Raw genomic sequence first — 26,688 nt, 5'->3', positions numbered from 1 at the left:
GGCACGACCGCCGCAAAAAAATTGCCGAGCGTTGTTTATTGATTTTAGAAATGTGTAATAATGAAAACGGGTTTTGCGCCGGCCGACCTTGGGACTGACAGCTGTTCAGCCCATTTTATCCTTTCTTCTCGCATTAAAGAAAAACAGTTATTTTTTTGTATTTCCTACTTGCAAAACGGAGAGAAGTTCATTAATATTATAAGTGTGTTAGCACTCAATAATGATGAGTGCTAATAAGAACGGCGAAAACTATCGTTAAGGAGGTTGTTTCCCGTGTTGAAGCCATTAGGCGATCGCATTGTCATTGAAGTCGTAGAAACCGAAGAAAAAACGGCTAGCGGTATCGTGCTGCCGGATACGGCCAAAGAAAAACCGCAAGAAGGCCGCGTTGTGGCTGTCGGTACAGGCCGTGTGCTCGATAACGGCCAACGCGTTGCGCCGGAAGTCGAAGTCGGCGACCGCATCATCTTTTCGAAATATGCCGGCACGGAAGTCAAATATGACGGCAAGGAATACTTAATTTTGCGCGAAAGCGACATTTTAGCTGTCATTGGCTAATGTATGCGTTCATCACATAAACATTCCGAAAACATACTTAACTAGTTTATCATTAACCTATTTGCATGCGGTTTAACCAATTCATAAGGAGGTAACGGGGTATGGCAAAAGAAATTAAGTTCAGCGAAGAAGCGCGCCGTGCGATGTTGCGCGGGGTGGACAAACTCGCAGACGCAGTGAAAGTCACATTAGGCCCGAAAGGCCGCAACGTCGTGTTGGAGAAAAAATTCGGTTCTCCGCTGATCACGAATGACGGGGTAACGATCGCGAAAGAAATCGAACTCGAAGACCCGTTTGAAAACATGGGCGCGAAGTTAGTCGCTGAAGTCGCCAGCAAAACGAACGACATCGCTGGGGACGGGACGACAACAGCTACCGTATTAGCGCAAGCGATGATCCGTGAAGGATTGAAAAACGTTGCTGCTGGCGCGAACCCGATGGGCATCCGCCGCGGGATCGAAAAAGCGGTAGCGGTTGCTGTAGAAGAATTAAAAGCCATCTCCAAACCGATCAAAGGAAAAGAATCGATCGCCCAAGTGGCTGCGATCTCGGCTGCTGACGAAGAAGTCGGCCAATTGATCGCTGAAGCGATGGAACGCGTCGGCAACGACGGCGTCATTACGCTGGAAGAGTCGAAAGGCTTCACGACGGAACTCGACGTTGTCGAAGGGATGCAATTCGACCGCGGTTACGTTTCGCCGTACATGATTACGGATACGGAAAAAATGGAAGCCGTTCTTGAAAATCCGTACATCTTAATTACGGACAAAAAAGTGTCGAGCATTCAAGAACTGTTGCCGGTTCTTGAGCAAGTCGTCCAACATGGCCGTCCGCTCTTGATCATTGCGGAAGATGTCGAAGGTGAAGCGTTGGCAACGCTCGTTGTCAACAAGCTGCGCGGCACGTTTAACGCCGTTGCTGTGAAAGCGCCTGGCTTTGGCGACCGTCGCAAAGCCATGCTCGAAGACATCGCGATTTTAACAGGCGGCGAAGTCATCTCGGAAGAACTTGGCCGTGAACTGAAATCGACGACGATTGCATCGCTTGGCCGTGCGTCGAAAGTTGTTGTGACGAAAGAAACGACGACGATCGTCGAAGGCGCTGGCGATTCCGAGCGCATTAAAGCACGCGTCAACCAAATCCGTGCGCAGCTTGAAGAAACGACGTCCGAATTCGACCGCGAAAAACTGCAAGAACGTTTGGCAAAATTGGCTGGCGGCGTAGCAGTGATCAAAGTCGGTGCGGCGACAGAAACCGAGTTGAAAGAACGCAAACTGCGCATCGAAGACGCGCTCAACTCGACCCGTGCGGCGGTTGAAGAAGGTATCGTCGCTGGTGGCGGTACGGCATTGATGAACGTCTACAGCAAAGTGGCTGCTATTGAAGCCGAAGGCGATGAAGCAACGGGTGTGAAAATCGTTCTTCGCGCCATCGAAGAGCCGGTTCGCCAAATCGCGCAAAACGCTGGGTTGGAAGGCTCGATCATCGTCGAACGCCTGAAAAACGAAAAACCGGGCATCGGCTTCAACGCTGCAACGGGCGAATGGGTCGACATGATCGAAGCTGGTATCGTTGACCCGACGAAAGTCACTCGCTCGGCGTTGCAAAACGCTGCCTCTGTCGCTGCGATGGTATTGACGACCGAAGCGGTTGTCGCCGACAAACCGGAAGAAAACAAAGGCGGCAATCCGGGCATGCCGGATATGGGCGGCATGATGTAATCCACATAACAACGAGAAAAGGAACACTGGGTCACTTCCCGGTGTTCCTTTTCTTTTGGGAGAGGGTTTTTCTATCGGATGTTGATAGGGAATGCGTAAATAGCGTCTCCCTCTTGCCAAGCAGCGTGAATGACGTAGATGTACGAACCTTGTTGTTTTGGCAGTGTGATCGTTCCATGTTGCACCGGCTGCCAGTCAACATCATCATCATTCCATACGCCGGCTTCGAGTGTTGATGGGCGGTAGTCAAACTCGATGCGAAGTTTTGCACCCGAAACGGTGGGATGAGGCTTGAGTTCTCTGACGAGCAGCGGTGGGGCGGCGGCATCGGCAACAATTCCGCGCCGGCCTGTTGACCACGTGTAAGTCCCGAGCCGGTGGTCGACCGTTTCACCGTTGATGGTCAACGTTAATTCAGGCGGCTTGATATCACCGAATGAACAGCCGGAAAGCCATAGAAGCAAAATAAGAAGCGGGGCCCATCGTTTCCGCATAATAGAAAATCCCCCTTTTTGAATATAGACGCTTCTTTGGTCGATCCGTTGCATGAATACGTCCCCGAGTTGCCATTGATTCGGTGACTGAGCGCACACTCGGGGAAAAGAAAATGAGAGATGGATTGGGGTAAGCGAGCGATAAAGAAGGACGTTGCCGCCGTTATTTATTTTTCTGCAACTTCCAGCCGTTCCTTCCGCTTCTCCTTAGTTAACTTCTGTTCCCATTTAAATACTTTGTTGAGCAGTTTATATATGCTTTTGCTTTCTTTGGCAAAGAGTGGTCCCAATATGGCCAACATGAGAACGTAAAGTGCGGTAAAAGGTGTCAATATCGGGCTTAACCCTGCTGTAATTCCCAGATTTGCAACGATGATGGAAAACTCTCCACGTGCGGTGATTGTCAAACCAATATTTGTAGAGGCTTTGTAGGACAATCCAGCCTTTCTTCCGGCAATCATTCCCGCCACGATATTGGCCATTAGAGTGACGATGACAGCCCCTAATGATAACCAAAACGCATCGATTAACGTTGACGGTTCAATACTCAAACCGAAGCTAAAGAAGAAAATCGCTCCAAAGAAGTCACGGAATGGAACAACTAAATGCTCAATTCGATCACGGTGTTCCGTTTCTGAAAAGACAAGTCCAAGCAGTAAGGCTCCGATGGCTTCAGCAACGTGAATCGTTTCGGAAAAGCCGGCAACAAAAAAGAGAATAGCAAAGATGACGATGATGAATATTTCATCGGATTTGATATTCAACCATTTGTTGAGCAGAGGGGCACCTTTACGAGCGATGACAAAAAATAGCAACATATAAGCAACAGATGTTAAAACAGATAGGCTGATTCCGAAAAAGGAGGTGGATCCAGCTAGCAAAACCCCTGACATCGTCGTCAAAAATAGGGCAAGGAAGATGTCATCAAAAAGGATCATCCCTAAAATGAGCTCTGTTTCAGGATTGGCCGTTCTCCTTAAATCAACAAGAACTTTGGCTACGATAGCACTTGACGATACACTGAGGAGTCCAGCAATAAGAACCGTTTCCATCCATGGCATTCCGACGGCCTTGCCGTAAAGCAATCCTAAAACAAAGTTCATTGTGACGTAGATGCTTCCACCGACCACAATGTTTTTTCCGGATTTAATCAGTTTGCCGACAGAAAATTCAAGCCCTAAATAAAACAGTAAAAAAAGTACCCCGATCCTACCTAAAAACTGGATAATTTCATTGCTTTGAATAAAAGTGAGGTCAATAATCCCGATGGTAGGGGCATGGGGCCCAACGAGCATGCCGATAACGATCAAAAACGGGATAATGGAGAAGTTTAATTTATTGGCAATGATCGACCCAATGGCGACTAGGACGAGTGCTGTTCCCACTTCGAATACTAAATGGTTCATCTATTCCCATCACTCCTTATTTGATAGTAAATGACTAATGATCTCCTTGATTTGCTGTCTTTCTCCAGACATAATCAAGGTATCTCCGGCTTCAATCAATGTATTTGGACCGGGATTATGAGATTTTTGTGAATGTTTCTTTTTGATAGCGATGACAGTGACACCGAAACGGTTCCTAATATCAAGTTCACCAATTTTTTGATTTACAGCGGGGGCGTTTGGCTCCACTTGAAACCACTCGATAATGAGATCGTCAAAGGCAAACTCAATCGTTTCGAGCGCCTTTGGTTTATATGCCATTCCTCCAATGATTCCTGCAATTTGGCGCGCTTCTTGGTCGCTTAAGGTCACGCTGCTAACGACTTCATCATAATCCTCTGCGTCAAAGTGATAAATTTCCCTTCGCCCATCGTCATGGATCACAATGACAAGCTTATCTTTGTTTCGCGTAATAATTTCAAACTTGTACCCGATTCCTGGCAATTCGCTTTCTCGGATATTCATGATCAAAGATTCCTCCTTGTTTATGTTTTTTGGAAATTTTTCCCTTAGCTGTTATCTATTTTGTCTATCGTTATTATAACAGTAAAAACGGTTTTTTTCACTGTTTTGGCTCGGTTGTCTGTTTGAAGGCGGGGTGAGGAGGAAATATACATGACGGCGTCTCTGCGTGTCTTTTATGTCTTTTCCTTTGGCACGTTACACTAGGATAGTGAACGTTCTTCCATTTATGTTCACGCTTAAAATGGGGGCGGTTTGGGTTGATAAAAATTATTGGGAGAAGGGAATGTTGTTTTTTCGCCGACCTTTTAGGCCACAATGGGAATGAACATGTAATAGGACAGTGTCTAAACAAAAGGGGGCTGACGTGATGAACGAACGAATTGAACGCGACTCGCTCGGCGAGGTGAAGGTGCCGGCCGATAAATACTGGGGGGCGCAGACGGAGCGAAGCCGGCAAAACTTCCGCATCGGCAAAGAAACGATGCCGCTTGAACTCATTTATGCCTATGCCGAGCTGAAAAAGGCGGCGGCGATCGTGAACCATCAGGCTGGAAAGCTGAGCGAAGCGAAAAGACGGGCGATTGTAGCGGCGTGCGACGAAATTTTGGCCGGTCAGTGGGATGTGCATTTTCCGCTTGTCGTTTGGCAGACAGGAAGCGGGACGCAGACGAATATGAACGTTAATGAAGTGGTGGCGAGACGGGCGAACGAGCTGCTCCGTGACAGCGAGGGACGCATCCATCCGAACGATGACGTCAACATGTCGCAAAGCTCAAATGACACGTTCCCGACGGTGATGCATATCGCCATTTATGCGAAAGTTCAAACGCATCTTCTGCCGGCGCTCGACGAATTGATCGCCACGTTCGCAGCCAAGGAGCGGCAATATGAGAAGACGATCAAAATCGGGCGCACCCACTTGCAAGATGCGACGCCGCTCACATTCGGGCAAGAGATTTCCGGCTGGCGGACGATGCTGGAGAAAAGCAAAATGATGATCAGCGAAGCGGCCGACAAGCTGCTCGATTTGGCGATCGGCGGCACGGCGGTTGGCACAGGGCTCAATGCACCGCCATCGTTTGGGGAACAAGTCGCCAAACAGCTGCACGCCCAAACCGGCTACCCGTTCCGTTCAGCAACAAACAAATTCCACGCGCTGACCAGCCATGACGAGATCGTATATGTCCATGGGGCGTTGAAGGCGCTGGCTGCGGATTTGATGAAAATCGCCAACGACATCCGCTGGCTGGCGAGCGGGCCGCGCTCCGGGCTCGGGGAGATCACGATTCCAGCCAATGAACCGGGGAGCTCGATCATGCCGGGGAAAGTGAATCCGACGCAAAGCGAAGCGATGACGATGGTCGCTGTTCAAGTGTTCGGCAACGACGCCACGATCGGTTTTGCGGCAAGCCAAGGCAATTTTCAATTAAACGTGTTCAAACCGGTCATTGCCTATAACGCCATTCAGTCGGTGCAGCTGCTCGGCGATGCGATCCGTTCGTTTGATGAGCGATGCGCCCAAGGGTTGGAGGCGAACGAAACGAAAATGAAAGAGTACGTGGACCGCTCGCTAATGCTTGTGACGGCATTGAGCCCGCATATCGGCTATGACAAATCCGCGGAAATCGCGAAGCTTGCGCATCGCGAAGGATTGACGCTGAAAGAAGCGGCATTGAAAACCGGGTATGTGACAGCCGAGCAGTACGAAGAATGGGTGAGACCGGAGAAGATGATTTAGTGGCACAAAACAACGGGGAACCAGACGAGAGCGAATAGGCAGGCCAAAAACGCTCATCCTGATTCAAGGGATGAGCGTTTTCCTGTTGCGACGGTCTTCTTGCCAGCTGGCTGCTTTGCATCGGGCAAATGTTAGGCAAACAGGCGAATGAGTTCATTAATCGACAAGACGGCAAACAGCGCTAAGCACAGGGCGAGCAACGCATTCGACAGCCAGTGGTTCCGACCTTCATCCGGAAGCGTTTTTTTGGAGTTGAGCAAGTAAAGCAGCGTGACAGCCAAAAACGGCATAAACAGCGCTCCGAGCGCTCCATAGACAATAATGAGCCCGACCGGTTTGCCGATGAAATGCAAGAGCATCGGCGGGAACGTGAGCCAAAAGACGTAGAACCGGAACGCTTTCGACTGGTTGAGTGCCTCAGTGCCAACCGATGTTTTGCGCATGTTGCGGACAAAATCGGCAAACAAATAGGAAACGCCGTTCCAAACGCCGATGACCGATGTAAACGATGCCGACCAAAAGCCGAGCAAAAAGAGCCAACGGGCGGCCGGGTGCAGCTCATTGCCCATGATCGAAGCGAACGAGACAAGCCCTTGTTCGCCGCTGATCGACGTATTCGTTCCGTAAAGAAGCGCGGCCCCTAAAATAAGGAGCGACAATGTAAAAATTGCTGTTACGATATAGGCAACGGCGGAATCGTAACGCATCGGCGATACGTAGGCGCGGCCTTTCCAGCCGTTTTCCTGCAGCCAATAGCCGTACGACGCCATCGTAATCGAACCGCCGACGCCGCCAATTAACCCGAGAGCATACAAAAGCGAACCTTTGGGCAATTCGGGAACGGCGGTTTGCCAAAGATCGTCCAGCTGCGGCAACACAAGGAGCGCCGAACCGACAACGGTTACAAACATCAGTCCGACGAGCACGTTCATTACCCGTTCGAACAGCTGAAACCGTCCTGACCACGTGATGGCAAAACCGGCGAGGCCATGGATGACCGCCCATGCCCAAAGCGGGATCGAGGGGATCATCGCCGACATGGCTAGCGCGCACGATGATGTGCCCGCTGCTCCGTAAACAAATCCCCAAATGATCGCATACACCCCAAAGTAGACGGACGCCCATTTCCCCATCGACTGCCAGCCTTCGAAAATCGTTTTTCCGCTTAATAAATGCCAGCGCCCGACTCCTTCGTTCAGCACAAATTTGAACACAGCCCCGACGATAATCGCCCACATGAAAACAAGGCCGTAGTTTGTGCCGGCGACAAGGGCCGCGACCAAATCCCCGGCGCCAACCCCGGTGGCGGCGACGATCAACCCAGGGCCGATCATCGTCCATTTCGATTTCCCCATTTTTCTCCTCCTCTTCGTTGCAAATCGATTCCAAAAGTTGTGTATATTCGATATTATATTAATAGTTAAACGAGATATTGTCTACCGCTAAAAGTCCCATGGATCACCATAAAAGGAGTTTGATGTAATGAACGAACCGTTGCTTCCCTCCGTCGAACAAGTTGTTCGCAATGTCGAACAAGTCATTGTTGGAAAACGCCAAGTGATTGTGCTTAGTTTAACAGCGCTGTTGGCCAAAGGGCACGTATTGCTTGAAGATGTGCCGGGCGTTGGCAAGACGATGCTCGTGCGCGCGCTGGCGAAATCATTTCAAGCTGAGTTGAAACGAATTCAATTTACGCCGGATTTGTTGCCGAGCGATGTGATTGGCGTTTCTGTCTATAACCCGAAAGAGCGGCAGTTTGAGTATAAACCCGGACCGGTTGTCGCCCATATCGTACTCGCTGACGAGATCAACCGGACGTCGCCGAAAACGCAGTCGGCGCTTCTTGAGGCGATGGAAGAAGGGAGCGTGACGGTCGATGGCGTCACCCGGGTGCTGCCGCAGCCGTTTTTTGTCATGGCGACGCAAAACCCGATTGAATATGAAGGGACGTATCCACTTCCTGAAGCACAATTGGATCGGTTTTTGCTGAAGTTGCAGATGGGCTATCCATCGGTTGATGAGGAGATCGAGATGTTAAACCGGTTGGAAAAAACGGAGCCGCTTGCGGAGATTGGCCCGGTGATGACGCTGGATGAATTGCTTGGGCTGCAGCGGAAGGTAGCGGATGTGCATGTGAGCGATACGGTGAAAGGATACATCGTTAGGCTCGTCCAGCAAAGCCGTGCGCATGAAGCTGTCTATTTAGGCGTCAGCCCGCGCGGGTCAGCCGCCTTGATGAAAGCAGCGCAAGCATACGCGCTCATCCACGGCCGCGATTTTGTCATCCCCGATGATGTACAGCAACTCGCCCCTCATGTGCTCGCCCACCGTCTGCTCGTTCGCCCGGAGGCGAAATGGGACAAGCTTGACGCAGAAACGATCGTTGCGCAGCTGATCGCCCGCACGCCGGTGCCGGTGCAAGGACGGCGATGAAGATGAAACGGAATGGGCGCCATTGGTTCGCTTTTGCCGGTTTGTTGCTTTTGGCGGCTGCCTTGTTTTCATACGCCATGTTTCAAGGAGGATTTGTCAGTTGGTTTTTGTTTTACAGTTTTTTGCCGTTCGGTTTATATGCGTTCTTGATCGTGGTATACCCGCTTCGGCGCGCCGCAGTGAGCCGAACGGTGCCGGTTCGGCGCTATCATGCAGATGAGCCGGTCCCTGTTACTGTTCGCATCGATTTGCCGTGGCCGATTCCGCTGGCGGCGCTCACTGTTGTCGGGGAAGAACGGAAGCGCGTGGGTGCGATAGTCGCTTGGCCGTTTCGCCGGCGTCTGTCTTGCACATGGCCGCTTCAGTTGCCGCGCGGCCGCCATCAATTGGAAACGGTCATCCTTGAGGTGGGTGATCCATTCGGATGGGTAAACAAAACGGCCTCCTTCCCTGCTCCGTGCACGGTGATCGTCTACCCGCGCTATATCGAATGGCCGTTCGAAGCGGTGCATGAATGGTTTGCGAACGGAAAAGCCGCGCGGCCGATTTCGCTTCACCGCGACATGGCGGTGGCGGCCGGTGCCCGCGAGTATGTGCCCGGCGATAAAATGTCGTGGGTGCATTGGAAAGTGTCGGCGCGCAGGCAGGAGCTCATGACAAAAGAGTTTGACGAACAGCGCAATGACGGGTGGATTGTTGTGCTTGACGGCGCCTCATCCCCAGTGTTTGAGGAACTTGTCACGTTGGCCGCCTCTGTATCGAAGGCACTCCTTGATCAAGGGGTACCGGCAGGGCTGCTCTTTGCCGGCAAAAAGCGTTCATTCTTAGCACCGCGCCGCCATGATGAACAGTGGACGTCCATTCTTCTCGAGTTGGCGGAAGTCAACGGCGAGGGCAAAGACCCGCTTGTTCGTACGTTGGCGGAAGAAACGAATTGGCGGTCGGCTGCCGGATGCGTCATTGTAACTTCTGCGTTATCGATTTCGCTTTTGCAGCAACTGCGCGCGATCGCTTCCAAACGCCATGTTGTGCTGTATATCGTCAGCCGCGAGTGGAGTCATGAGCAGCAGAGCTGGGCCGACGGGCTCCGCCGTAACGGGGTGTATGTATCGCGCATTGACCCGCAGATGTTGCAGCCCGTTCAGCAAGGAGGGGGAAACGGATGAAACAGAAGGCGGAGAACATGGTATCCGCCGCGTTGCCGAACGTTTTGGCGGCTTGGCTGCTCACGGAATGGCTTTGGCCGCTTGGCACAGTGACGGACACGGCGCATATCGGGACATTCGCGATATTTGTGGTCATTTGTTTTCTCTTTTATGCGCTGCGTGTTCCCATCTGGCTTTCTGTCCTTGGCAAAATCAGCTTTATATGGAGGGCGCTCTCTGAATGGTTTGACGATCAGTCGATTCCGAACATCGTGCGCACCTTTTGGGATAGCGGCGCCGCCTGGCTTGTCGGTGACAGGCCATCATCAATGCCGGACGCTGCAGTGCGCACCCTTGCTTTCTTTGTGCTTCTATGGGCGGCTTCGTTTGTTTGGCACTGGCTTATCGTGCGGCGAAACCGGTGGTTTGTTCCTTATGCGCTCACGGTTGGCTATATTGCCGTGTTGGATACGTTTTTCCCTTACAGTGGAAACAAAGCGGTTGTTCGCCTTGTGGCGCTCGGTTTTTTCGCCTTCGCTTGGCTGCATGGAGAGCGGCTGCGGGCAAAAGGCAGAGATTTTCATATTGGAAAATGGCGGGCGGCGGCGCTATCTATTCCCGCCATTGCCGTCGCCGCCGGATATATCGGGCCGAAACTGCCGCCGCAATGGCCGGACCCAGTCGCGTTTATTCATAGCTATGCCGCTGACTCTAGAGAGGAGCTTGATACGGAAGGAACGACTAGCGTCAAGAAAATCGGCTACGGACAAAATGACTCGCGCCTCGGCGGACCGTTTATTGCCGATGATACGGTGGTGTTCATGGCCAAAGACGAGGGCCGCCATTATTGGCGGGTAGAAACGAAAGATGTTTACACCGGAAAAGGGTGGGAAGTGTTCCAAAGCGAACAAGTGCAATCGTTTAGAAACGGGATGCCAATGGAGTATGAATGGTGGAGCGAAAAAGTGAATGCAACGGAACAGACAGCGGAAATCACCCGTCAAGACCAAGCGTTCCATCTCGTGTATCCGCTCGGTTTGCAACAGGTGCAAACGTCCGATCACATTGTCTACCGCATGCATATGGCGACAGAAAAGATTTATACGACCGATGTGAATGCGAACGCGCTTCCTGTTCGTCGGTATATGCTTACGTACATGGAGCCGGACTTTCCAATTGAAGCATTGCGGGCCGCGCCCCCAGTCCAAGACGCTGCCTTTCTAAAGCGCTATACGCAGCTGCCGGATACGCTTCCGCGGCGGGTGCGCGATTTGGCGAGGCAAATCACCGAAGGAAAAGAGACGGTATACGATCAAGTGAAAGCCATCGAACAGTACTTCCATATGAACGGATATGCGTACGAAACGACAGATGTTGCTGTTCCAGGCGCCAATCAAGACTATGTCGACCAGTTTTTGTTTGAAACGAAACAAGGGTATTGCGACAACTTTTCCACCTCAATGGTCGTGCTCGTTCGAAGTCTAGGGATCCCCGCGCGTTGGGTGAAAGGCTATACATCAGGGCGGTGGGTCGGGGAGCAAAATGGAGCCGGGCTTTATGAAGTGCGAAACAACGACGCGCATTCCTGGGTCGAAGTATACTTTGAAGGCGTCGGCTGGGTGCCGTTTGAGCCCACACAAGGGTTTGTCAACCCGTATGCCTTTTCGCTTCCTGCTTCCAATGAAGAGCAACAGGCGCCGCCACTGCAACCGGAACAGCAGGAAACGCCGCGCGTGCCGCTCGAACAATTGATTGAACCATCGTCGCCGGAGCAAGACCCCCATTGGTGGGAGAAGCTAGCCGGCATCTGGTCATGGAAAGCGGTGCTGAGCGTGTTCGCTATGCTGGCCGCATGGGGTGGAACGATTTACGCGACAAGACGAAAATGGTGGCCGCGCCTTACGCTCCTTCGTTTTCGCCGCCGCCAAGTTGACGGGTCGGAATGGCTTGTCCCTGCTTACTTGGCGTTGTTGCGTCAGCTGCATGACTACGGGCTGAGGCGAAAAGAAGATGAAACGTTGCGGCAGTACGCCATTCAAGTGGATCGTTTATTTGAAACCGATGAAATGGAACGGCTGACAAAATCGTATGAACAAGCGATCTACGGGGCAAACAGCAGCCGGATCGACATCCGTGAGGCGCGCCAATTGTGGGAAAATTTAATAAAAAGGACGATCTCTTGACCGCCTGCCGGCAAGTTGATAGAATGAATTCAAATTTGCATACGAACAGAACAAAAGCCCTTCATATATGCGTGGGAATATGGCTCACGTGTCTCTACCGGGCCGCCGTAAACGGCCTGACTATGAAGGCAGAAGACGCTGCTATTCTGCCTTCATCATGTTTATTTGGGCGATGGCAGCGTTTATTTTTTGGACGGGGTGGATAAGATGAACCAAGAAATGATCGTCGTATTGGACTTCGGAAGCCAATATAACCAACTGATTACCCGCCGCATCCGTGAATTTGGCGTCTACAGCGAACTGCACCCGCACACGATTCGTGCAGAAGACATCCGCGCGTTGAACGCCAAAGGGATCATTTTTTCCGGCGGCCCGAACAGTGTATATGATGAACAAGCGTTTGCGTGCGATCCGGCAATTTTCGAGCTTGGGCTGCCGATTTTAGGGATTTGTTACGGGATGCAACTGATGGCGCACCACTTAGGCGGCAAGGTGGAAAAGGCGTCACACCGCGAATACGGAAAAGCGCTCATCCAGGTGAAAAATGACTCGCTGCTATTTCGCGGGCTGCCGGACGAACAAGTTGTCTGGATGAGCCACGGCGATTTAGTGACAGCCCCGCCGTCTGGTTTTATCGTCGATGCGACAAGTCCTTCCTGCCCGATCGCCGCGATGAGTGATGAACGGCGGAAATGGTACGGGGTGCAATTCCATCCGGAAGTACGCCATTCCGTTTATGGGAATGATGTATTGAAGCGGTTTGTCTTCGATGTATGTGGCTGCCGCGGCGACTGGACGATGGAAAATTTCATTGACGAGCAAGTGCGCCGCATTCGTGAGCAAGTCGGCGGAAAAAAAGTGTTGTGCGCCTTAAGCGGCGGGGTCGATTCATCGGTCGCTGCTGTATTGGTGCATCGCGCCATCGGTGATCAGCTCACATGCATTTTTGTTGACCACGGCCTTCTTCGCAAAGGCGAAGCGGAAAGCGTCATGAAAACGTTCCGCGAGCAGTTTCACATGAACGTTATTAAGGTCGACGCGAAGGAGCGCTTTTTGACAAAATTAAAAGGGGTCGCTGACCCGGAACAAAAGCGGAAAATTATCGGCAACGAATTTATTTATGTGTTTGACGATGAAGCAGCCAAACTCGAAGGCATTGAATTTTTAGTGCAAGGCACGCTTTATACGGACATTATTGAAAGCGGCACGGCGACGGCGCAAACGATCAAATCGCACCATAACGTCGGCGGTTTGCCGGAAGATATGAAATTTGAATTGATCGAGCCGCTCAATGCGCTATTTAAAGATGAAGTGCGCGCACTGGGCACCCAATTAGGAATTCCGGACGAAATTGTCTGGCGTCAGCCATTTCCGGGACCTGGCCTTGGCATCCGCGTCCTTGGCGAGGTGACGGAAGAAAAATTGGAAATCGTCCGTGAATCGGATGCGATTTTGCGGGAAGAAGTGAAAAAAGCCGGGCTTGACCGTGAAATTTGGCAATACTTCACGGTTCTCCCTGACATCCGCAGCGTCGGGGTAATGGGGGATGCCCGCACGTACGATTATACGGTTGCCATTCGCGCCGTGACATCGATCGATGGGATGACCGCCGATTGGGCCCGCGTTCCGTGGGATGTGCTGGAACGCATTTCAACGCGCATCGTGAACGAAGTGCCGCACGTCAACCGCGTCGTCTACGACATTACAAGCAAACCGCCAGCTACGATCGAGTGGGAGTAAAGACGAACGAAAGACGAACATTTCCAAAGGAATGTTCGTCTTTTTTCTTGACAGCTGCTTTTCAGGCTGATACAATAGCCGTGGAGTCATCAATATTGTCGAATTCCGTCGTATAATCCCGGGAATATGGCTCGGGAGTTTCTACCAAGCTACCGTAAATAGCTTGACTACGAGGGATGTGAAATAGAGAGCCGACGTCCTCTCTATGTTCGTCATTCCTTCTTAGTCAACGCTTCTGGTAGCTGCAGAAGCGTTTTTACTTTTTATAGGGGGGACAGACGTGAGAAAATATTTTCAATTTGACGAGCTCGGTACAAACTACCGGACGGAGATCATCGCCGGGGTGACGACATTTTTGTCGATGGCGTACATTTTGTTCGTCAACCCGTTTACGTTGTCGCTTGGCGCAGTGAAAGATTTTCCGAATGAACTGCGCATTGATCAAGGGGCAGTATTTGTTGCTACCGCTTTGGCGGCGGCGTATGGGTCGATTTTGATGGGGGTGCTCGCCCGCTATCCAATCGCCCTAGCGCCAGGGATGGGGTTAAACGCCTTTTTCGCCTTTACGGTCGTCTTGCATATGGGGATTCCGTGGCAAACAGCGCTTGCAGGAGTTTTCGTCTCTGGGGTCATTTTTACGATTTTAACGCTGACGGGCATCCGGGAAAAAATTATTGATGCCATCCCGGTTGAGTTGAAATATGCCGTTGGTGCCGGAATCGGGCTGTTCATTACGTTCATCGGCCTGCAAAACGCCGGCATCATTGTGAACAACGACGCGACGTTAGTTGGGTTGAGTGATTTAAAAGATGGCAATACGCTGCTTGCGATTTTCGGTTTGTTTATCACCGTCGTCTTGATGGTGAAAAAAGTGAACGGCGGCGTTTTTTATGGAATGGTCATTACCGCTGTTGTCGGCATGATCTTCGGTTTAATTGAAGTGCCGAAACAAATTGTCGGCGCCATTCCCGATATTTCACCGACGTTCGGCGTCGCGATCGAACACTTGCCGGACATTTTCTCATGGAAAATGCTCGGTGTTGTCTTGACGTTCTTTATCGTTGACTTTTTTGATGCAACCGGCACGCTCCTAGCGGTCGCCAACCAAGCCGGTTTGTTGAAAAACAATAAGCTGCCGCGCGCCGGCAAAGCGCTGCTCGTTGACGCGACGGCTGTCATGGTCGGAGCGGTGTTTGGCACATCGACGACGACGTCATACATCGAATCGTCGGCTGGCGTCGCTGCTGGAGGGCGCTCCGGGTTTTCGGCGGTCGTGACGGGGATTTTGTTCCTGCTTGCTTTGTTCTTCTCGCCGCTGTTAAGCGTCATTACCGCGCCGGTCACTGCGCCAGCGCTCATTATCGTCGGGGTATTGATGGCTTCATCGATCGGTGAAATCGATTGGAAGAAGTTTGAGGTAGCTGTACCGGCGTTCTTTACATTGATTACGATGCCGCTTTCCTACAGCATCGCGACCGGCATCGCCGTCGGCTTCATTTTCTATCCGATCACGATGATTTTGAAAGGCCGCGGAAAAGAAGTGCATCCGTTGTTGTATGTGTTGTTTGTCGTCTTTATTTGTTACTTCGTCTTTTTGCGGGAATAGGCATTCACAATCAAGGGCAGTTCTTCCAAAAGCCGTGTTACCGGCTCTTGGAAGGCTGCCTTGTTTTATGGAAGAACGGTTATACCCAACCGCGTGCTTTCATAGCTTCTGCCATTCGTTTGATTGAAATGATGTAAGCAGCAGTACGCAAATCTGTCCCGTACTGTTCAGCGGTTTCGTGAACTGCGTGGAAGCTTCGGACCATGATATCGGCTAGTTTCTGATTAACTTCTTCTTCGCTCCAATAATAGTTCATCAAGTTTTGTACCCACTCAAAATAAGAAACAGTGACGCCGCCCGCATTAGCAAGGATATCGGGAATGACCATAATGCCTTTGCCCGACAAAATTTGGTCTGCTTCCGGAGAAGTTGGCCCGTTTGCCGCTTCCGCTATAATTTTTGCCTGGATACGATCGGCATTGGCAGCGGTAATGGCGTTTTCCAAGGCGGCTGGAACTAAAATATCGACGTCGAGTTCTAATAACTGCGATGGCTCGATTTCGTATTGGGCACCATAGTCAAGCAAAGTTTGGTGATCTTTTACATGTTCGACTGTTGCGAGATTTAATCCGTCCGGATCATAGATGGCGCCTGTTGAATCGCTGACAGCCACAATTTTACATCCGAGTTCAGCGAGCAATTTTGCCGCAATGCGTCCTGCATTTCCAAATCCCTGGATCGCAACCGTAGCTCCTTTTAATGGCAGATGGAGTTTTTTCATCGCTTCCTGAATGGTAATGACACAGCCGCGTGCCGTCGCTTCATTTCTACCTTTTGAACCACCAATAATAAGCGGTTTTCCGGTGATCACTCCCGGAGAGAAAGCGTGATTCATGCGGCTGTATGTATCCATCATCCAGCCCATGATTTGTGGATTTGTATATACATCAGGAGCGGGGATATCCTTATCCGGACCGATGATTTGCGAAATTGCCTCAATAAATCCGCGGCTGACTCGTTCGAGCTCCCCGGTGCTTAGCGTTCGCGGATCACAAATAACCCCCCCTTTTCCTCCCCCGTAAGGAAGGCCGACAACCGCACATTTAAACGACATCCACATCGATAATGCTTTTACTTCATCTAGTGTGATATCCGGATGGAATCGGATTCCGCCTTTAGTTGGACCTAAGGCATCGTTGTGTTGGGAACGGTAGCCTTCAAATATTTGAATGGAACCGTCATCCATCTTCACAGGAAAGGACACGGACAGGACACGCATAGGACGCTTTAACATTTCAACGATATGAGGCTCCAAACCAAGTTTTTCCGCTGCGGTTTCAATCTGCTTTTTGGCGACTTCGTACGGGTTTAAGTTCTCTTTGGAGTCTTCTTTTGTGACAATCATCTGCAATTCCCCCTGGCTTGATTGGTTGGATTACGCTGATGTAATAATCCTATCACAGCCATTTATATTTACTCAATATTGATAATAAATATTAATTTTAAAAAATAGTGACACGAGATATCGCAGTGTAGTAGTTCTGGAAGCAAAAGTGTGATTCACACGGGAGATTTGACGGGAATTCGAAAAAGAACTAAAAGGAAGAGAGACAAGAGGTGTTCGTGGCATAGGTGTTTTATCAGGTTTAGCAAACGATTCGTTATAAAGTTGAAAGCGAGCATCCGCATGGCGCTGGTGAATCTTAATTGTATGAACCGAACTGGCCTGTGTAGTGATCGGGTCATCGTGGAAAGAAATCAACACAAGATTCGTTTTGGTTGCACGAAATGCGTGTGCACTATTCATAGTAACCTAAAAAATCTTGAATCAACCGTTGACACATCAAAAAGGAGGTGCTATATTAATAAAGCCGCATCAATGCGGTAAAAAAACAAAAAACATATTGACATAAGAAAAAAGAAATGATATATTATAAGAGTCGCTTTTGATTAAAGTGAATTTCTGAAGCGAAGGGATAAGTTTGTTCCTTGAAAACTGAACGAAACGAAGCGCGAGCGTTTCGACACCTTCGGTGTCGACGCTAATGAAGCCAATCAACTTTCTTTTTGGAGAGTTTGATCCTGGCTCAGGACGAACGCTGGCGGCGTGCCTAATACATGCAAGTCGAGCGGACCGGATCAGGGCTTGCCTTGATTTGGTCAGCGGCGGACGGGTGAGTAACACGTGGGCAACCTGCCCGCAAGACCGGGATAACTCCGGGAAACCGGAGCTAATACCGGATAACACCGAAGACCGCATGGTCTTCGGTTGAAAGGCGGCCTTTGGCTGTCACTTGCGGATGGGCCCGCGGCGCATTAGCTAGTTGGTGAGGTAACGGCTCACCAAGGCGACGATGCGTAGCCGGCCTGAGAGGGTGACCGGCCACACTGGGACTGAGACACGGCCCAGACTCCTACGGGAGGCAGCAGTAGGGAATCTTCCGCAATGGGCGAAAGCCTGACGGAGCGACGCCGCGTGAGCGAAGAAGGCCTTCGGGTCGTAAAGCTCTGTTGTGAGGGACGAAGGAGCGCCGTTTGAAGAAGGCGGCGCGGTGACGGTACCTCACGAGAAAGCCCCGGCTAACTACGTGCCAGCAGCCGCGGTAATACGTAGGGGGCGAGCGTTGTCCGGAATTATTGGGCGTAAAGCGCGCGCAGGCGGTCTCTTAAGTCTGATGTGAAAGCCCACGGCTCAACCGTGGAGGGTCATTGGAAACTGGGGGGCTTGAGGGCAGGAGAGGAGAGCGGAATTCCACGTGTAGCGGTGAAATGCGTAGAGATGTGGAGGAACACCAGTGGCGAAGGCGGCTCTCTGGCCTGCACCTGACGCTGAGGCGCGAAAGCGTGGGGAGCAAACAGGATTAGATACCCTGGTAGTCCACGCCGTAAACGATGAGTGCTAAGTGTTAGAGGGGTCACACCCTTTAGTGCTGCAGCTAACGCGATAAGCACTCCGCCTGGGGAGTACGGCCGCAAGGCTGAAACTCAAAGGAATTGACGGGGGCCCGCACAAGCGGTGGAGCATGTGGTTTAATTCGAAGCAACGCGAAGAACCTTACCAGGTCTTGACATCCCCTGACAACCCAAGAGATTGGGCGTTCCCCCTTCGGGGGGACAGGGTGACAGGTGGTGCATGGTTGTCGTCAGCTCGTGTCGTGAGATGTTGGGTTAAGTCCCGCAACGAGCGCAACCCTTGCCTCTAGTTGCCAGCATTCAGGTGGGCACTCTAGAGGGACTGCCGGCTAAAAGTCGGAGGAAGGTGGGGATGACGTCAAATCATCATGCCCCTTATGACCTGGGCTACACACGTGCTACAATGGGCGGTACAAAGGGCTGCGAACCCGCGAGGGGGAGCGAATCCCAAAAAGCCGCTCTCAGTTCGGATTGCAGGCTGCAACTCGCCTGCATGAAGCCGGAATCGCTAGTAATCGCGGATCAGCATGCCGCGGTGAATACGTTCCCGGGCCTTGTACACACCGCCCGTCACACCACGAGAGCTTGCAACACCCGAAGTCGGTGAGGTAACCCGCAAGGGAGCCAGCCGCCGAAGGTGGGGCAAGTGATTGGGGTGAAGTCGTAACAAGGTAGCCGTACCGGAAGGTGCGGCTGGATCACCTCCTTTCTAAGGATGAAGAAAAGCGAAGGCCGTAATGGCCAACTGTCGATACACCGCGCTTTCGTTTCGTTCGGTTTTGAGGGAATGAGAGATTCCTTCAAAAGCGCCTGTGCCTGCGTCTGCTGACAGGTTCAGGGGGTTGCTTCATTTGCGTCTGCGTCTACAAGCGAATTCAGAGAAGCTGAATTCCTCGACGCAAGACCGCAGAGAAGCAAATTCAAGAAGCAGTCTCGTTCCTTGAAAACTAGATAACCGATACACAAAAGGAAGAAGCCGAGAAGCGCTGTTGGTTAAGCTAGAAAGGGCGCACGGTGGATGCCTTGGCACTAGGAGCCGATGAAGGACGGGGCAAACGCCGAAACGCTCCGGGGAGCTGTAAGCAAGCGTTGATCCGGAGATGTCCGAATGGGGGAACCCCCTGTCCGTAATGGGACAGGATCCATGCCTGAATCCATAGGGCATGGAGGGCACACCCGGGGAACTGAAACATCTTAGTACCCGGAGGAGAAGAAAGCAAACGCGATTCCCTGAGTAGCGGCGAGCGAAACGGGAACAGCCCAAACCAAGAGGCGTGCCTCTTGGGGTTGTAGGACCGCTCATATGGGAGTGAGAAAGGAACGGGGTAGACGAACCGGTCTGGAACGGCCGGCCAGAGAAGGTGAGAGCCCTGTAGTCGAAACTTCGTTCCCTCCCGAGCGGCTCCTGAGTACGGCGGGACACGGGAAATCCCGTCGGAAGCAGGGAGGACCATCTCCCAAGGCTAAATACTCCCTAGTGACCGATAGTGAACCAGTACCGTGAGGGAAAGGTGAAAAGCACCCCGGAAGGGGAGTGAAAGAGAACCTGAAACCGTGTGCCTACAAGTAGTCAGAGCCCGTTCATGGGTGATGGCGTGCCTTTTGTAGAATGAACCGGCGAGTGACGATGGCGTGCGAGGTTAAGCCAGGAAGGCGGAGCCGCAGCGAAAGCGAGTCTGAACAGGGCGCATGAGTACGTCGTCGTCGACCCGAAACCAGGTGATCTACCCATGTCCAGGGTGAAGGCCGGGTAACACCGGCTGGAGGCCCGAACCCACGCACGTTGAAAAGTGCGGGGATGAGGTGTGGGTAGGGGTGAAATGCCAATCGAACTTGGAGATAGCTGGTTCTCCCCGAAATAGCTTTAGGGCTAGCCTCAAGGTAAGAGTGTTGGAGGTAGAGCACTGATTGGGCTAGGGGCCCTCATCGGGTTACCGAACCCAGTCAAACTCCGAATGCCAATGACTTATCCTTGGGAGTCAGACTGCGAGTGATAAGATCCGTGGTCAAGAGGGAAACAGCCCAGATCGCCAGCTAAGGCCCCTAAGTGCACGTTCAGTGGAAAAGGATGTGGAGTTGCGAAGACAACCAGGATGTTGGCTTAGAAGCAGCCACCATTTAAAGAGTGCGTAATAGCTCACTGGTCGAGTGACTCTGCGCCGAAAATGTACCGGGGCTAAACGTGCCGCCGAAGCTGCGGGATGACCGTTGGTCATCGGTAGGGGAGCGTTCTAAGGGCAGAGAAGCCAGACCGGAAGGACTGGTGGAGCGCTTAGAAGTGAGAATGCCGGTATGAGTAGCGAAAACAGAGGTGAGAATCCTCTGCGCCGAAAGCCTAAGGGTTCCTGAGGAAGGTTCGTCCGCTCAGGGTTAGTCGGGACCTAAGCCGAGGCCGAAAGGCGTAGGTGATGGACAACAGGTTGAGATTCCTGTACCACCTCCTTCCCGTTTGAGCGATGGGGGGACGCAGGAGGATAGGGTGAGCAGGCGGCTGGAAGAGCCTGTCCAAGCAGTGAGGCTGGCCAGTAGGCAAATCCGCTGGCCGTAAGGCTAAGCTGTGATGGCGACGGATTCGATCCGGAAGTCCCTGATTCCACACTGCCAAGAAAAGCCTCTAGCGAGGGAAGAGGTGCCCGTACCGCAAACCGACACAGGTAGGCGAGGAGAGAATCCTAAGGCGCGCGGGAGAACTCTCGTTAAGGAACTCGGCAAAATGACCCCGTAACTTCGGGAGAAGGGGTGCTCTTTCGGGTGAAGAGCCTGGAAGAGCCGCAGTGAAAAGGCCCAAGCGACTGTTTATCAAAAACACAGGTCTCTGCGAAGCCGAAAGGCGAAGTATAGGGGCTGACACCTGCCCGGTGCTGGAAGGTTAAGGGGAGCGCTTAGCGCAAGCGAAGGTGCGAACCGAAGCCCCAGTAAACGGCGGCCGTAACTATAACGGTCCTAAGGTAGCGAAATTCCTTGTCGGGTAAGTTCCGACCCGCACGAAAGGTGTAACGACTTGGGCGCTGTCTCAACGAGAGACCCGGTGAAATTATACTACCTGTGAAGATGCAGGTTACCCGCGACAGGACGGAAAGACCCCGTGGAGCTTTACTGCAGCCTGATATGGAATTTTGGTATCGCTTGTACAGGATAGGTGGGAGCCTGGGAAGCCGGAGCGCCAGCTTCGGTGGAGGCGTCGGTGGGATACCACCCTGGCGGTATTGAAATTCTAACCCGCACCCCTTAGCGGGGTGGGAGACAGTGTCAGGTGGGCAGTTTGACTGGGGCGGTCGCCTCCCAAAAGGTAACGGAGGCGCCCAAAGGTTCCCTCAGAATGGTTGGAAATCATTCGGAGAGTGCAAAGGCACAAGGGAGCTTGACTGCGAGACGGACAGGTCGAGCAGGGACGAAAGTCGGGCTTAGTGATCCGGTGGTTCCGCATGGAAGGGCCATCGCTCAACGGATAAAAGCTACCCCGGGGATAACAGGCTGATCTCCCCCAAGAGTCCACATCGACGGGGAGGTTTGGCACCTCGATGTCGGCTCATCGCATCCTGGGGCTGTAGTCGGTCCCAAGGGTTGGGCTGTTCGCCCATTAAAGCGGTACGCGAGCTGGGTTCAGAACGTCGTGAGACAGTTCGGTCCCTATCCGTCGCGGGCGCAGGAAATTTGAGAGGAGCTGTCCTTAGTACGAGAGGACCGGGATGGACGCACCGCTGGTGTACCAGTTGTCCCGCCAGGGGCACCGCTGGGTAGCTATGTGCGGACGGGATAAGCGCTGAAAGCATCTAAGCGTGAAGCCCCCCTCAAGATGAGATTTCCCATCGCGTTAGGCGAGTAAGATCCCTCGAAGATGACGAGGTCGATAGGTCCGAGGTGGAAGCGTGGCGACACGTGGAGCTGACGGATACTAATCGATCGAGGGCTTAACCTAGAAAAGCAGAGGCCGCCTGCCTATCGGCGAAACGCGCTGGAGGGCCTGCGAGGAGGCTCGAACCAAGCAAAGCTTGGTTCTGCGTGGGTGGTGTCACAGGAGCGTATGCAATGTGTCGCCGCCGCAGCAGGACCGAAGCGTCGCGAGCCGATGGCGGCCGGAGCTAGACAAAAAGCGGAAGCGCCGCGGCTTCTTCCCAAAACGGTTATCTAGTTTTGAAGGAATGAATTTCCTTCTTGACATCGTTTGTTTTTTAAGTATAATAAATGATGTCAAAACTGAATCGCTTGCCTAGTGGTGATAGCGGAGGGGAAACACCCGTTCCCATCCCGAACACGGAAGTTAAGCCCTCCAGCGCCGATGGTAGTTGGGGCCAGCGCCCCTGCAAGAGTAGGTCGCTGCTAGGCAGGCAAAAATGAGGGAGCTGTTTGGTTCTCTCATTTTTTTGCCTATTTCTTAATGAGTCATTTCTAATGACGCCATTTTAAATCCTCTCCCCCAAAATGTAAAGCGTGATCATCGTTTCCTAGACCCCCTTTTTCATAAAGCGATAGGAAACGGAAACTCGCGAAAGGGTGTCCTGCACGGCATGGGACACCCTCTTTTTTTTATTATGCAGCGGTTGGCGGTTACTCGCCTTTTTTGATGACTATTTTCTTTTTTGGCTCTTCGGGAATGAGTCGGTGTAAGTGGATGAAGAGCAGGCCGTTATGGTATGTCGCCTCGATGCGGTCTTCTTTTACCGGGAACGGCAATGGGACGGTTTTTTCAAACCGGCCTTGGAAAATGCCTTCCTCCACTAAATCAAACCCTTTAAAGTTGAGATTGATCGTCGCCTTCACTTCCAGCGTCTTGTGTAATACATACACTTCCGCATCTTCGATTTTCTCCAGCCCTGGGAGGCTGATGACGACGAGCAGTTCGTTGTCTTTTTTGTAGATATTCATTCCTGAAGATGATTTATTGGATGATGGCAACAGCGGTTGGATGCTTCCCCAAAAATCGTTTTGGAAAAATTGCTGCCAGTGCTTTGTCCAATCGGAAAACGGTGTAAACGGGTTTTCATTGGCCATGGCGTCTCCCTCCTCCGCACATTCATCATATGCCTTCTTATTCGTTTGGTGATTTAAAAAAACACGAACATTTATCTTTTTATAATCATAAATGTTCGATTTTAACTTGACATTTTGTTAAAAACCTTGCTAATATAAAAGTAGCTTCATAGTGCATAAACGTATCCCTCATATAATTTTGGGAATATGGCCCAAAAGTCTCTACCCAATCACCGTAAATGATTGGACTATGAGGGAAAGGATCGGTTTTGGCTTTTTTTCTTAATCGACAAATGCGAAAGCCCAGAACGATGCTTTCCCTCGCCTAAAAAGAGGGAATGTATGTTCTGGGCTTTGTTTATTAAGGGTAAGGAGTGGAACGTATGAGCCCGCTAGTTGGGGTGATCATGGGAAGCCGTTCAGATTGGGAAACGATGAAGCACGCCTGTGCGATTCTTGAAGAACTGGGCGTCCCGTTTGAGAAAAAAGTCGTGTCGGCGCACCGGACGCCGGATGAAATGTTCCGGTATGCGGAAACGGCGGAGGAGCGGGGCATTAAGGTGATTATCGCGGGGGCCGGTGGAGCGGCTCATTTGCCGGGGATGGTGGCGGCGAAGACGACGTTGCCGGTCATCGGCGTGCCGATGCAGTCAAAGGCATTGAACGGACTCGATTCGTTATTGTCGATCGTGCAAATGCCAGGCGGCGTGCCGGTGGCGACAGTGGCGATCGGCAAAGCAGGGGCGACGAATGCGGGGCTGCTCGCCGTGTCGATCGTCGGGCTGTTTGATCCGCGCTATATGGAGGTGCTCAAAGCAAGGAGAGAATCGATTCGAAAACAAGTCGTGGAAAGCAGTGATCAACTTGACTAAGCGGCGGATTGTTCCAGGACAGACGATCGGCATTATTGGCGGAGGGCAACTTGGCCGGATGATGGCCATCGCGGCGCGTGAGATGGGGTTTCGCATCGCCGTGCTGGATCCGACGCCTGATTCCCCGTGCGGGCAAGTGGCCGATGTGGAAATCACCGCGCCGTACCATGATTTGGATGCGATAGCTGAACTGGCGCGCGTGAGCGATGTCATTACGTACGAATTTGAAAATATCGATGCGCAGGCGCTTGAGTGGCTGGAGGCAAACGCCTATGTCCCGCAAGGAAGCCGGCTGCTGGCGGTGACGCAAGACCGGGCGTTGGAGAAAGCGGCGATTGTCGAAGCCGGGTTGCCGGTGGCGCCGTATAGGGAAGTGGACGGATGGGATGAGTTGGAACAGGCCGTTGCCATGACCGGCTTTCCGTGCGTCTTGAAAACGCGGCGCGGCGGTTATGACGGCAAAGGGCAATATGTGCTGCGCGGCGAAGGCGATCTAGCCAAAGCGGCTGATTTGCTTGGGCTTGGCCCATGCATTTTGGAAGGCTGGGTGCCGTTTGTGAAGGAAATGTCGGTCATTGTCGCCCGCAACCTCGATGGTGAGACGGCTGTTTTTCCAGTGGCGGAAAACATTCATATCGAGAACATTTTGCATCAAACGATCGTTCCAGCACGGATCCCGCAACACATCGAGCAGAGGGCGGTCCGTTACGCCAAGACGCTGGCGACATCGTGTTCGCTTGTTGGGACGCTGGCCGTTGAAATGTTTTTGACGGCGGACGGGGATATTTATATTAATGAGTTGGCCCCTAGACCGCACAACTCGGGTCATTATACAATCAATGCATGTGCGACGTCGCAGTTCGCCCAGCACATCCGCGCCGTCTGCAACTGGCCGCTCGGCTCGACGGAGTTGTTGAAGCCGGCTGTGATGGTGAACCTTTTAGGGGAGCACGTCGGACCGGCCATCGGGCAGATCGGGGCGCTCGGCGGCGCAGCCTATCTCCATTTATACGGCAAGCATGAGGCGAAGCCGAAGCGAAAAATGGGCCATGTGACCGTACTGGCGGACGATGTTGAGGAAGCGCTGAGGCGAATCGAGTCGTGGCAAATTTGGCAAGATCGGAGGCTGGAACGAAGATGATTGAACGCTACACGAGACCGGAAATGGGAGCCATTTGGACGGAGGAAAACCGCTTTAAGGCGTGGCTTGAGGTGGAGTTGCTTGCCTGCGAAGCGTGGGCCGAACTTGGCGTCATTCCGAAAGAGGACGTCCGCCGCTTGCGGGAACACGCGTCGTTTGACATCCGCCGCATTAAGGAAATCGAAGAAGAAACGCGCCACGATGTCGTCGCCTTCACCCGCGCCGTTTCTGAGACGCTTGGGGAAGAACGAAAATGGGTGCATTATGGTCTCACGTCGACCGATGTCGTCGATACGGCGCTCGGCTACTTGTTAAAGCAGGCGAACGCGATTTTGCGGCGCGATTTGGAAAACTTCATTCAAGTATTGAAAGAGAAAGCGCGCGAACATAAATATACGGTCATGATGGGGCGCACGCACGGCGTTCATGCCGAACCGACGACGTTCGGGCTGAAGCTGGCGCTTTGGTATGCCGAAATGCTCCGGAATTTGGAGCGGTTTGAACAAGCAGCCAAGATGGTGGAAGTCGGGAAAATTTCCGGAGCGGTCGGCACGTATGCCAACATTGACCCGTTTGTCGAGCAATATGTGTGCGAGAAGCTCGGACTGACGCCGGCGCCGATTTCGACGCAGACGCTGCAGCGCGACCGCCACGCTTACTATATGGCGACGCTCGCGCTCATCGCGACATCGATTGAAAAATTTGCTGTGGAAATTCGCGGCTTGCAAAAAAGTGAAGTGCGTGAAGTCGAGGAGTTTTTTGCCAAAGGGCAAAAAGGTTCGTCAGCGATGCCGCATAAGCGCAATCCGATCGGTTCGGAAAATATGACCGGCATGGCGCGCGTCATTCGCGGGTATATGGTGACGGCTTATGAAAATGTGCCGCTTTGGCATGAGCGCGACATCTCGCATTCGTCGGCCGAGCGCATCATTTTGCCGGATGCGACGATCGCGTTGAACTATATGTTGAACCGGTTCGCTAACATTGTGAAAAACCTGCTGGTGTATCCGGAAAATATGAAGAAAAATATGGAGCGCACGTTCGGGCTCATTTACTCGCAACGCGTGTTGCTTGCTTTGATTGACAAAGGGATGGCGCGCGAGGAAGCGTACGATTTGGTGCAACCGAAAGCGATGGAAGCGTGGGAGCGACAAGTGCCGTTCCGCTCGCTGCTTGAGGCGGATGAGCGGATTACGAGCCAGTTGACGAAGGAAGAGCTCGACGATTGCTTTGATTACCGCCACCATTTGAAACACGTCGATACGATTTTTGCCCGCTTAGGATTAGAGTAAGTGGAAGCCGGCTGGCCCTCATGCCGGCCGG

General features: G+C 52.2%; 17 protein-coding genes, 3 rRNA genes and 3 riboswitches. Of the genes, 14 read left to right on the top strand and 6 right to left on the bottom strand.

Annotation, left to right across the window (positions count from 1 at the left end; all coding sequences use genetic code 11):
* Nucleotides 1-273 precede the first annotated feature (273 nt).
* The gene (gene groES / locus GS3922_RS14405) at nt 274-558 is read left to right on the top strand and encodes a co-chaperone GroES (RefSeq protein ID WP_008882016.1); all 285 of its coding nucleotides are present in this window, start codon (nt 274-276) and stop codon (nt 556-558) included.
* 101 nt (nt 559-659) lie between these two features.
* The gene (gene groL / locus GS3922_RS14400; RefSeq protein ID WP_063166908.1) at nt 660-2,279 is read left to right on the top strand and encodes a chaperonin GroEL; all 1,620 of its coding nucleotides are present in this window, start codon (nt 660-662) and stop codon (nt 2,277-2,279) included.
* Between the two features lie 71 nt (nt 2,280-2,350).
* Here the strand turns inward: groL and GS3922_RS14395 are convergent, their stop codons facing one another.
* The 3 genes from GS3922_RS14395 to GS3922_RS14385 form a co-directional block, all read right to left on the bottom strand.
* Complete coding sequence (locus tag GS3922_RS14395; RefSeq protein WP_063166907.1) at nt 2,351-2,773, bottom strand: hypothetical protein; 423 nt, start codon at nt 2,771-2,773, stop codon at nt 2,351-2,353.
* Nucleotides 2,774-2,940: 167 nt separating this feature from the next.
* Entirely contained in the window at nt 2,941-4,179 is a 1,239-nt protein-coding gene (locus tag GS3922_RS14390; RefSeq protein ID WP_063166906.1) for a cation:proton antiporter, read from the bottom strand.
* 9 nt (nt 4,180-4,188) lie between these two features.
* A complete protein-coding gene (locus tag GS3922_RS14385; RefSeq protein WP_062898321.1) occupies nt 4,189-4,683 on the bottom strand; it encodes a cation:proton antiporter regulatory subunit in 495 nt (164 codons plus the stop codon).
* 367 nt (nt 4,684-5,050) lie between these two features.
* On the opposite strand from GS3922_RS14385, the gene fumC reads away from it, so the two are divergent.
* The gene (gene fumC, locus GS3922_RS14380) at nt 5,051-6,421 is read left to right on the top strand and encodes a class II fumarate hydratase (RefSeq protein WP_063166905.1); all 1,371 of its coding nucleotides are present in this window, start codon (nt 5,051-5,053) and stop codon (nt 6,419-6,421) included.
* 131 nt (nt 6,422-6,552) lie between these two features.
* On the opposite strand, the gene GS3922_RS14375 is transcribed toward fumC, so the two are convergent.
* A complete protein-coding gene (locus GS3922_RS14375; RefSeq protein WP_063166904.1) occupies nt 6,553-7,776 on the bottom strand; it encodes an Nramp family divalent metal transporter in 1,224 nt (407 codons plus the stop codon).
* A 127-nt stretch (nt 7,777-7,903) separates the two neighbouring features.
* On the opposite strand from GS3922_RS14375, the gene GS3922_RS14370 reads away from it, so the two are divergent.
* The 5 genes from GS3922_RS14370 (at nt 7,904) to GS3922_RS14350 (ending at nt 15,528) form a co-directional block, all read left to right on the top strand.
* Nucleotides 7,904-8,854, top strand: a complete 951-nt coding sequence (locus GS3922_RS14370; RefSeq protein ID WP_063166903.1) for an AAA family ATPase — start codon at nt 7,904-7,906, stop codon at nt 8,852-8,854.
* Complete coding sequence (locus tag GS3922_RS14365; protein WP_063166902.1) at nt 8,851-10,020, top strand: DUF58 domain-containing protein; 1,170 nt, start codon at nt 8,851-8,853, stop codon at nt 10,018-10,020. Before GS3922_RS14370 ends, GS3922_RS14365 begins: the two co-directional genes overlap by 4 nt.
* Entirely contained in the window at nt 10,017-12,182 is a 2,166-nt protein-coding gene (locus GS3922_RS14360; protein ID WP_063166901.1) for a transglutaminase TgpA family protein, read from the top strand. Before GS3922_RS14365 ends, GS3922_RS14360 begins: the two co-directional genes overlap by 4 nt.
* Nucleotides 12,183-12,223: 41 nt before the next feature.
* Nucleotides 12,224-12,325: riboswitch (purine riboswitch) on the top strand.
* A gap of 64 nt (nt 12,326-12,389) precedes the next feature.
* The gene (gene guaA / locus GS3922_RS14355) at nt 12,390-13,922 is read left to right on the top strand and encodes a glutamine-hydrolyzing GMP synthase (RefSeq protein WP_063167424.1); all 1,533 of its coding nucleotides are present in this window, start codon (nt 12,390-12,392) and stop codon (nt 13,920-13,922) included.
* A gap of 88 nt (nt 13,923-14,010) precedes the next feature.
* Nucleotides 14,011-14,112, top strand: a riboswitch (purine riboswitch).
* Nucleotides 14,113-14,202: 90 nt separating this feature from the next.
* Nucleotides 14,203-15,528, top strand: coding sequence for an NCS2 family permease (locus GS3922_RS14350; protein ID WP_063166900.1), 1,326 nt, complete (start codon nt 14,203-14,205; stop codon nt 15,526-15,528).
* Nucleotides 15,529-15,607: 79 nt separating this feature from the next.
* Here the strand turns inward: GS3922_RS14350 and GS3922_RS14345 are convergent, their stop codons facing one another.
* Nucleotides 15,608-16,873, bottom strand: a complete 1,266-nt coding sequence (locus GS3922_RS14345) for a Glu/Leu/Phe/Val family dehydrogenase (RefSeq protein ID WP_020958481.1) — start codon at nt 16,871-16,873, stop codon at nt 15,608-15,610.
* A gap of 659 nt (nt 16,874-17,532) precedes the next feature.
* On the opposite strand from GS3922_RS14345, the gene GS3922_RS14340 reads away from it, so the two are divergent.
* The 3 genes from GS3922_RS14340 to rrf all read left to right on the top strand — a co-directional run bounded on the left by GS3922_RS14340 (nt 17,533) and on the right by rrf (nt 22,707).
* Nucleotides 17,533-19,090 (top strand): 16S ribosomal RNA (locus GS3922_RS14340).
* 282 nt (nt 19,091-19,372) lie between these two features.
* Nucleotides 19,373-22,300: ribosomal RNA gene (locus tag GS3922_RS14335) — 23S ribosomal RNA — on the top strand.
* 290 nt (nt 22,301-22,590) lie between these two features.
* Nucleotides 22,591-22,707: ribosomal RNA gene (gene rrf, locus GS3922_RS14330) — 5S ribosomal RNA — on the top strand.
* Together the 16S, 23S and 5S rRNA genes form the textbook arrangement of a ribosomal RNA operon.
* Nucleotides 22,708-22,929: 222 nt before the next feature.
* Here the strand turns inward: rrf and GS3922_RS14325 are convergent.
* Entirely contained in the window at nt 22,930-23,373 is a 444-nt protein-coding gene (locus GS3922_RS14325) for an Hsp20/alpha crystallin family protein (protein WP_063166899.1), read from the bottom strand.
* Nucleotides 23,374-23,521: 148 nt separating this feature from the next.
* Nucleotides 23,522-23,623: riboswitch (purine riboswitch) on the top strand.
* Nucleotides 23,624-23,735: 112 nt separating this feature from the next.
* On the opposite strand from GS3922_RS14325, the gene purE reads away from it, so the two are divergent.
* From purE to purB, 3 genes are read left to right on the top strand one after another with little or no spacing between them, the layout of a single operon-like run.
* Nucleotides 23,736-24,224: a 5-(carboxyamino)imidazole ribonucleotide mutase gene (gene purE, locus GS3922_RS14320; RefSeq protein ID WP_063166898.1), complete on the top strand. Its 489-nt coding sequence runs from the start codon at nt 23,736-23,738 to the stop codon at nt 24,222-24,224.
* Nucleotides 24,139-25,365, top strand: a complete 1,227-nt coding sequence (gene purK, locus GS3922_RS14315; RefSeq protein WP_236933428.1) for a 5-(carboxyamino)imidazole ribonucleotide synthase — start codon at nt 24,139-24,141, stop codon at nt 25,363-25,365. Before purE ends, purK begins: the two co-directional genes overlap by 86 nt.
* Entirely contained in the window at nt 25,362-26,657 is a 1,296-nt protein-coding gene (gene purB / locus GS3922_RS14310; protein ID WP_063166897.1) for an adenylosuccinate lyase, read from the top strand. Before purK ends, purB begins: the two co-directional genes overlap by 4 nt.
* Nucleotides 26,658-26,688: the final 31 nt, after the last annotated feature.

It is taken from the genome of Geobacillus subterraneus (assembly GCF_001618685.1).
GTDB classification, from domain to species: Bacteria; Bacillota; Bacilli; order Bacillales; family Anoxybacillaceae; genus Geobacillus; species Geobacillus subterraneus.
This window is presented reverse-complemented; position numbering and strand designations above follow the sequence as displayed.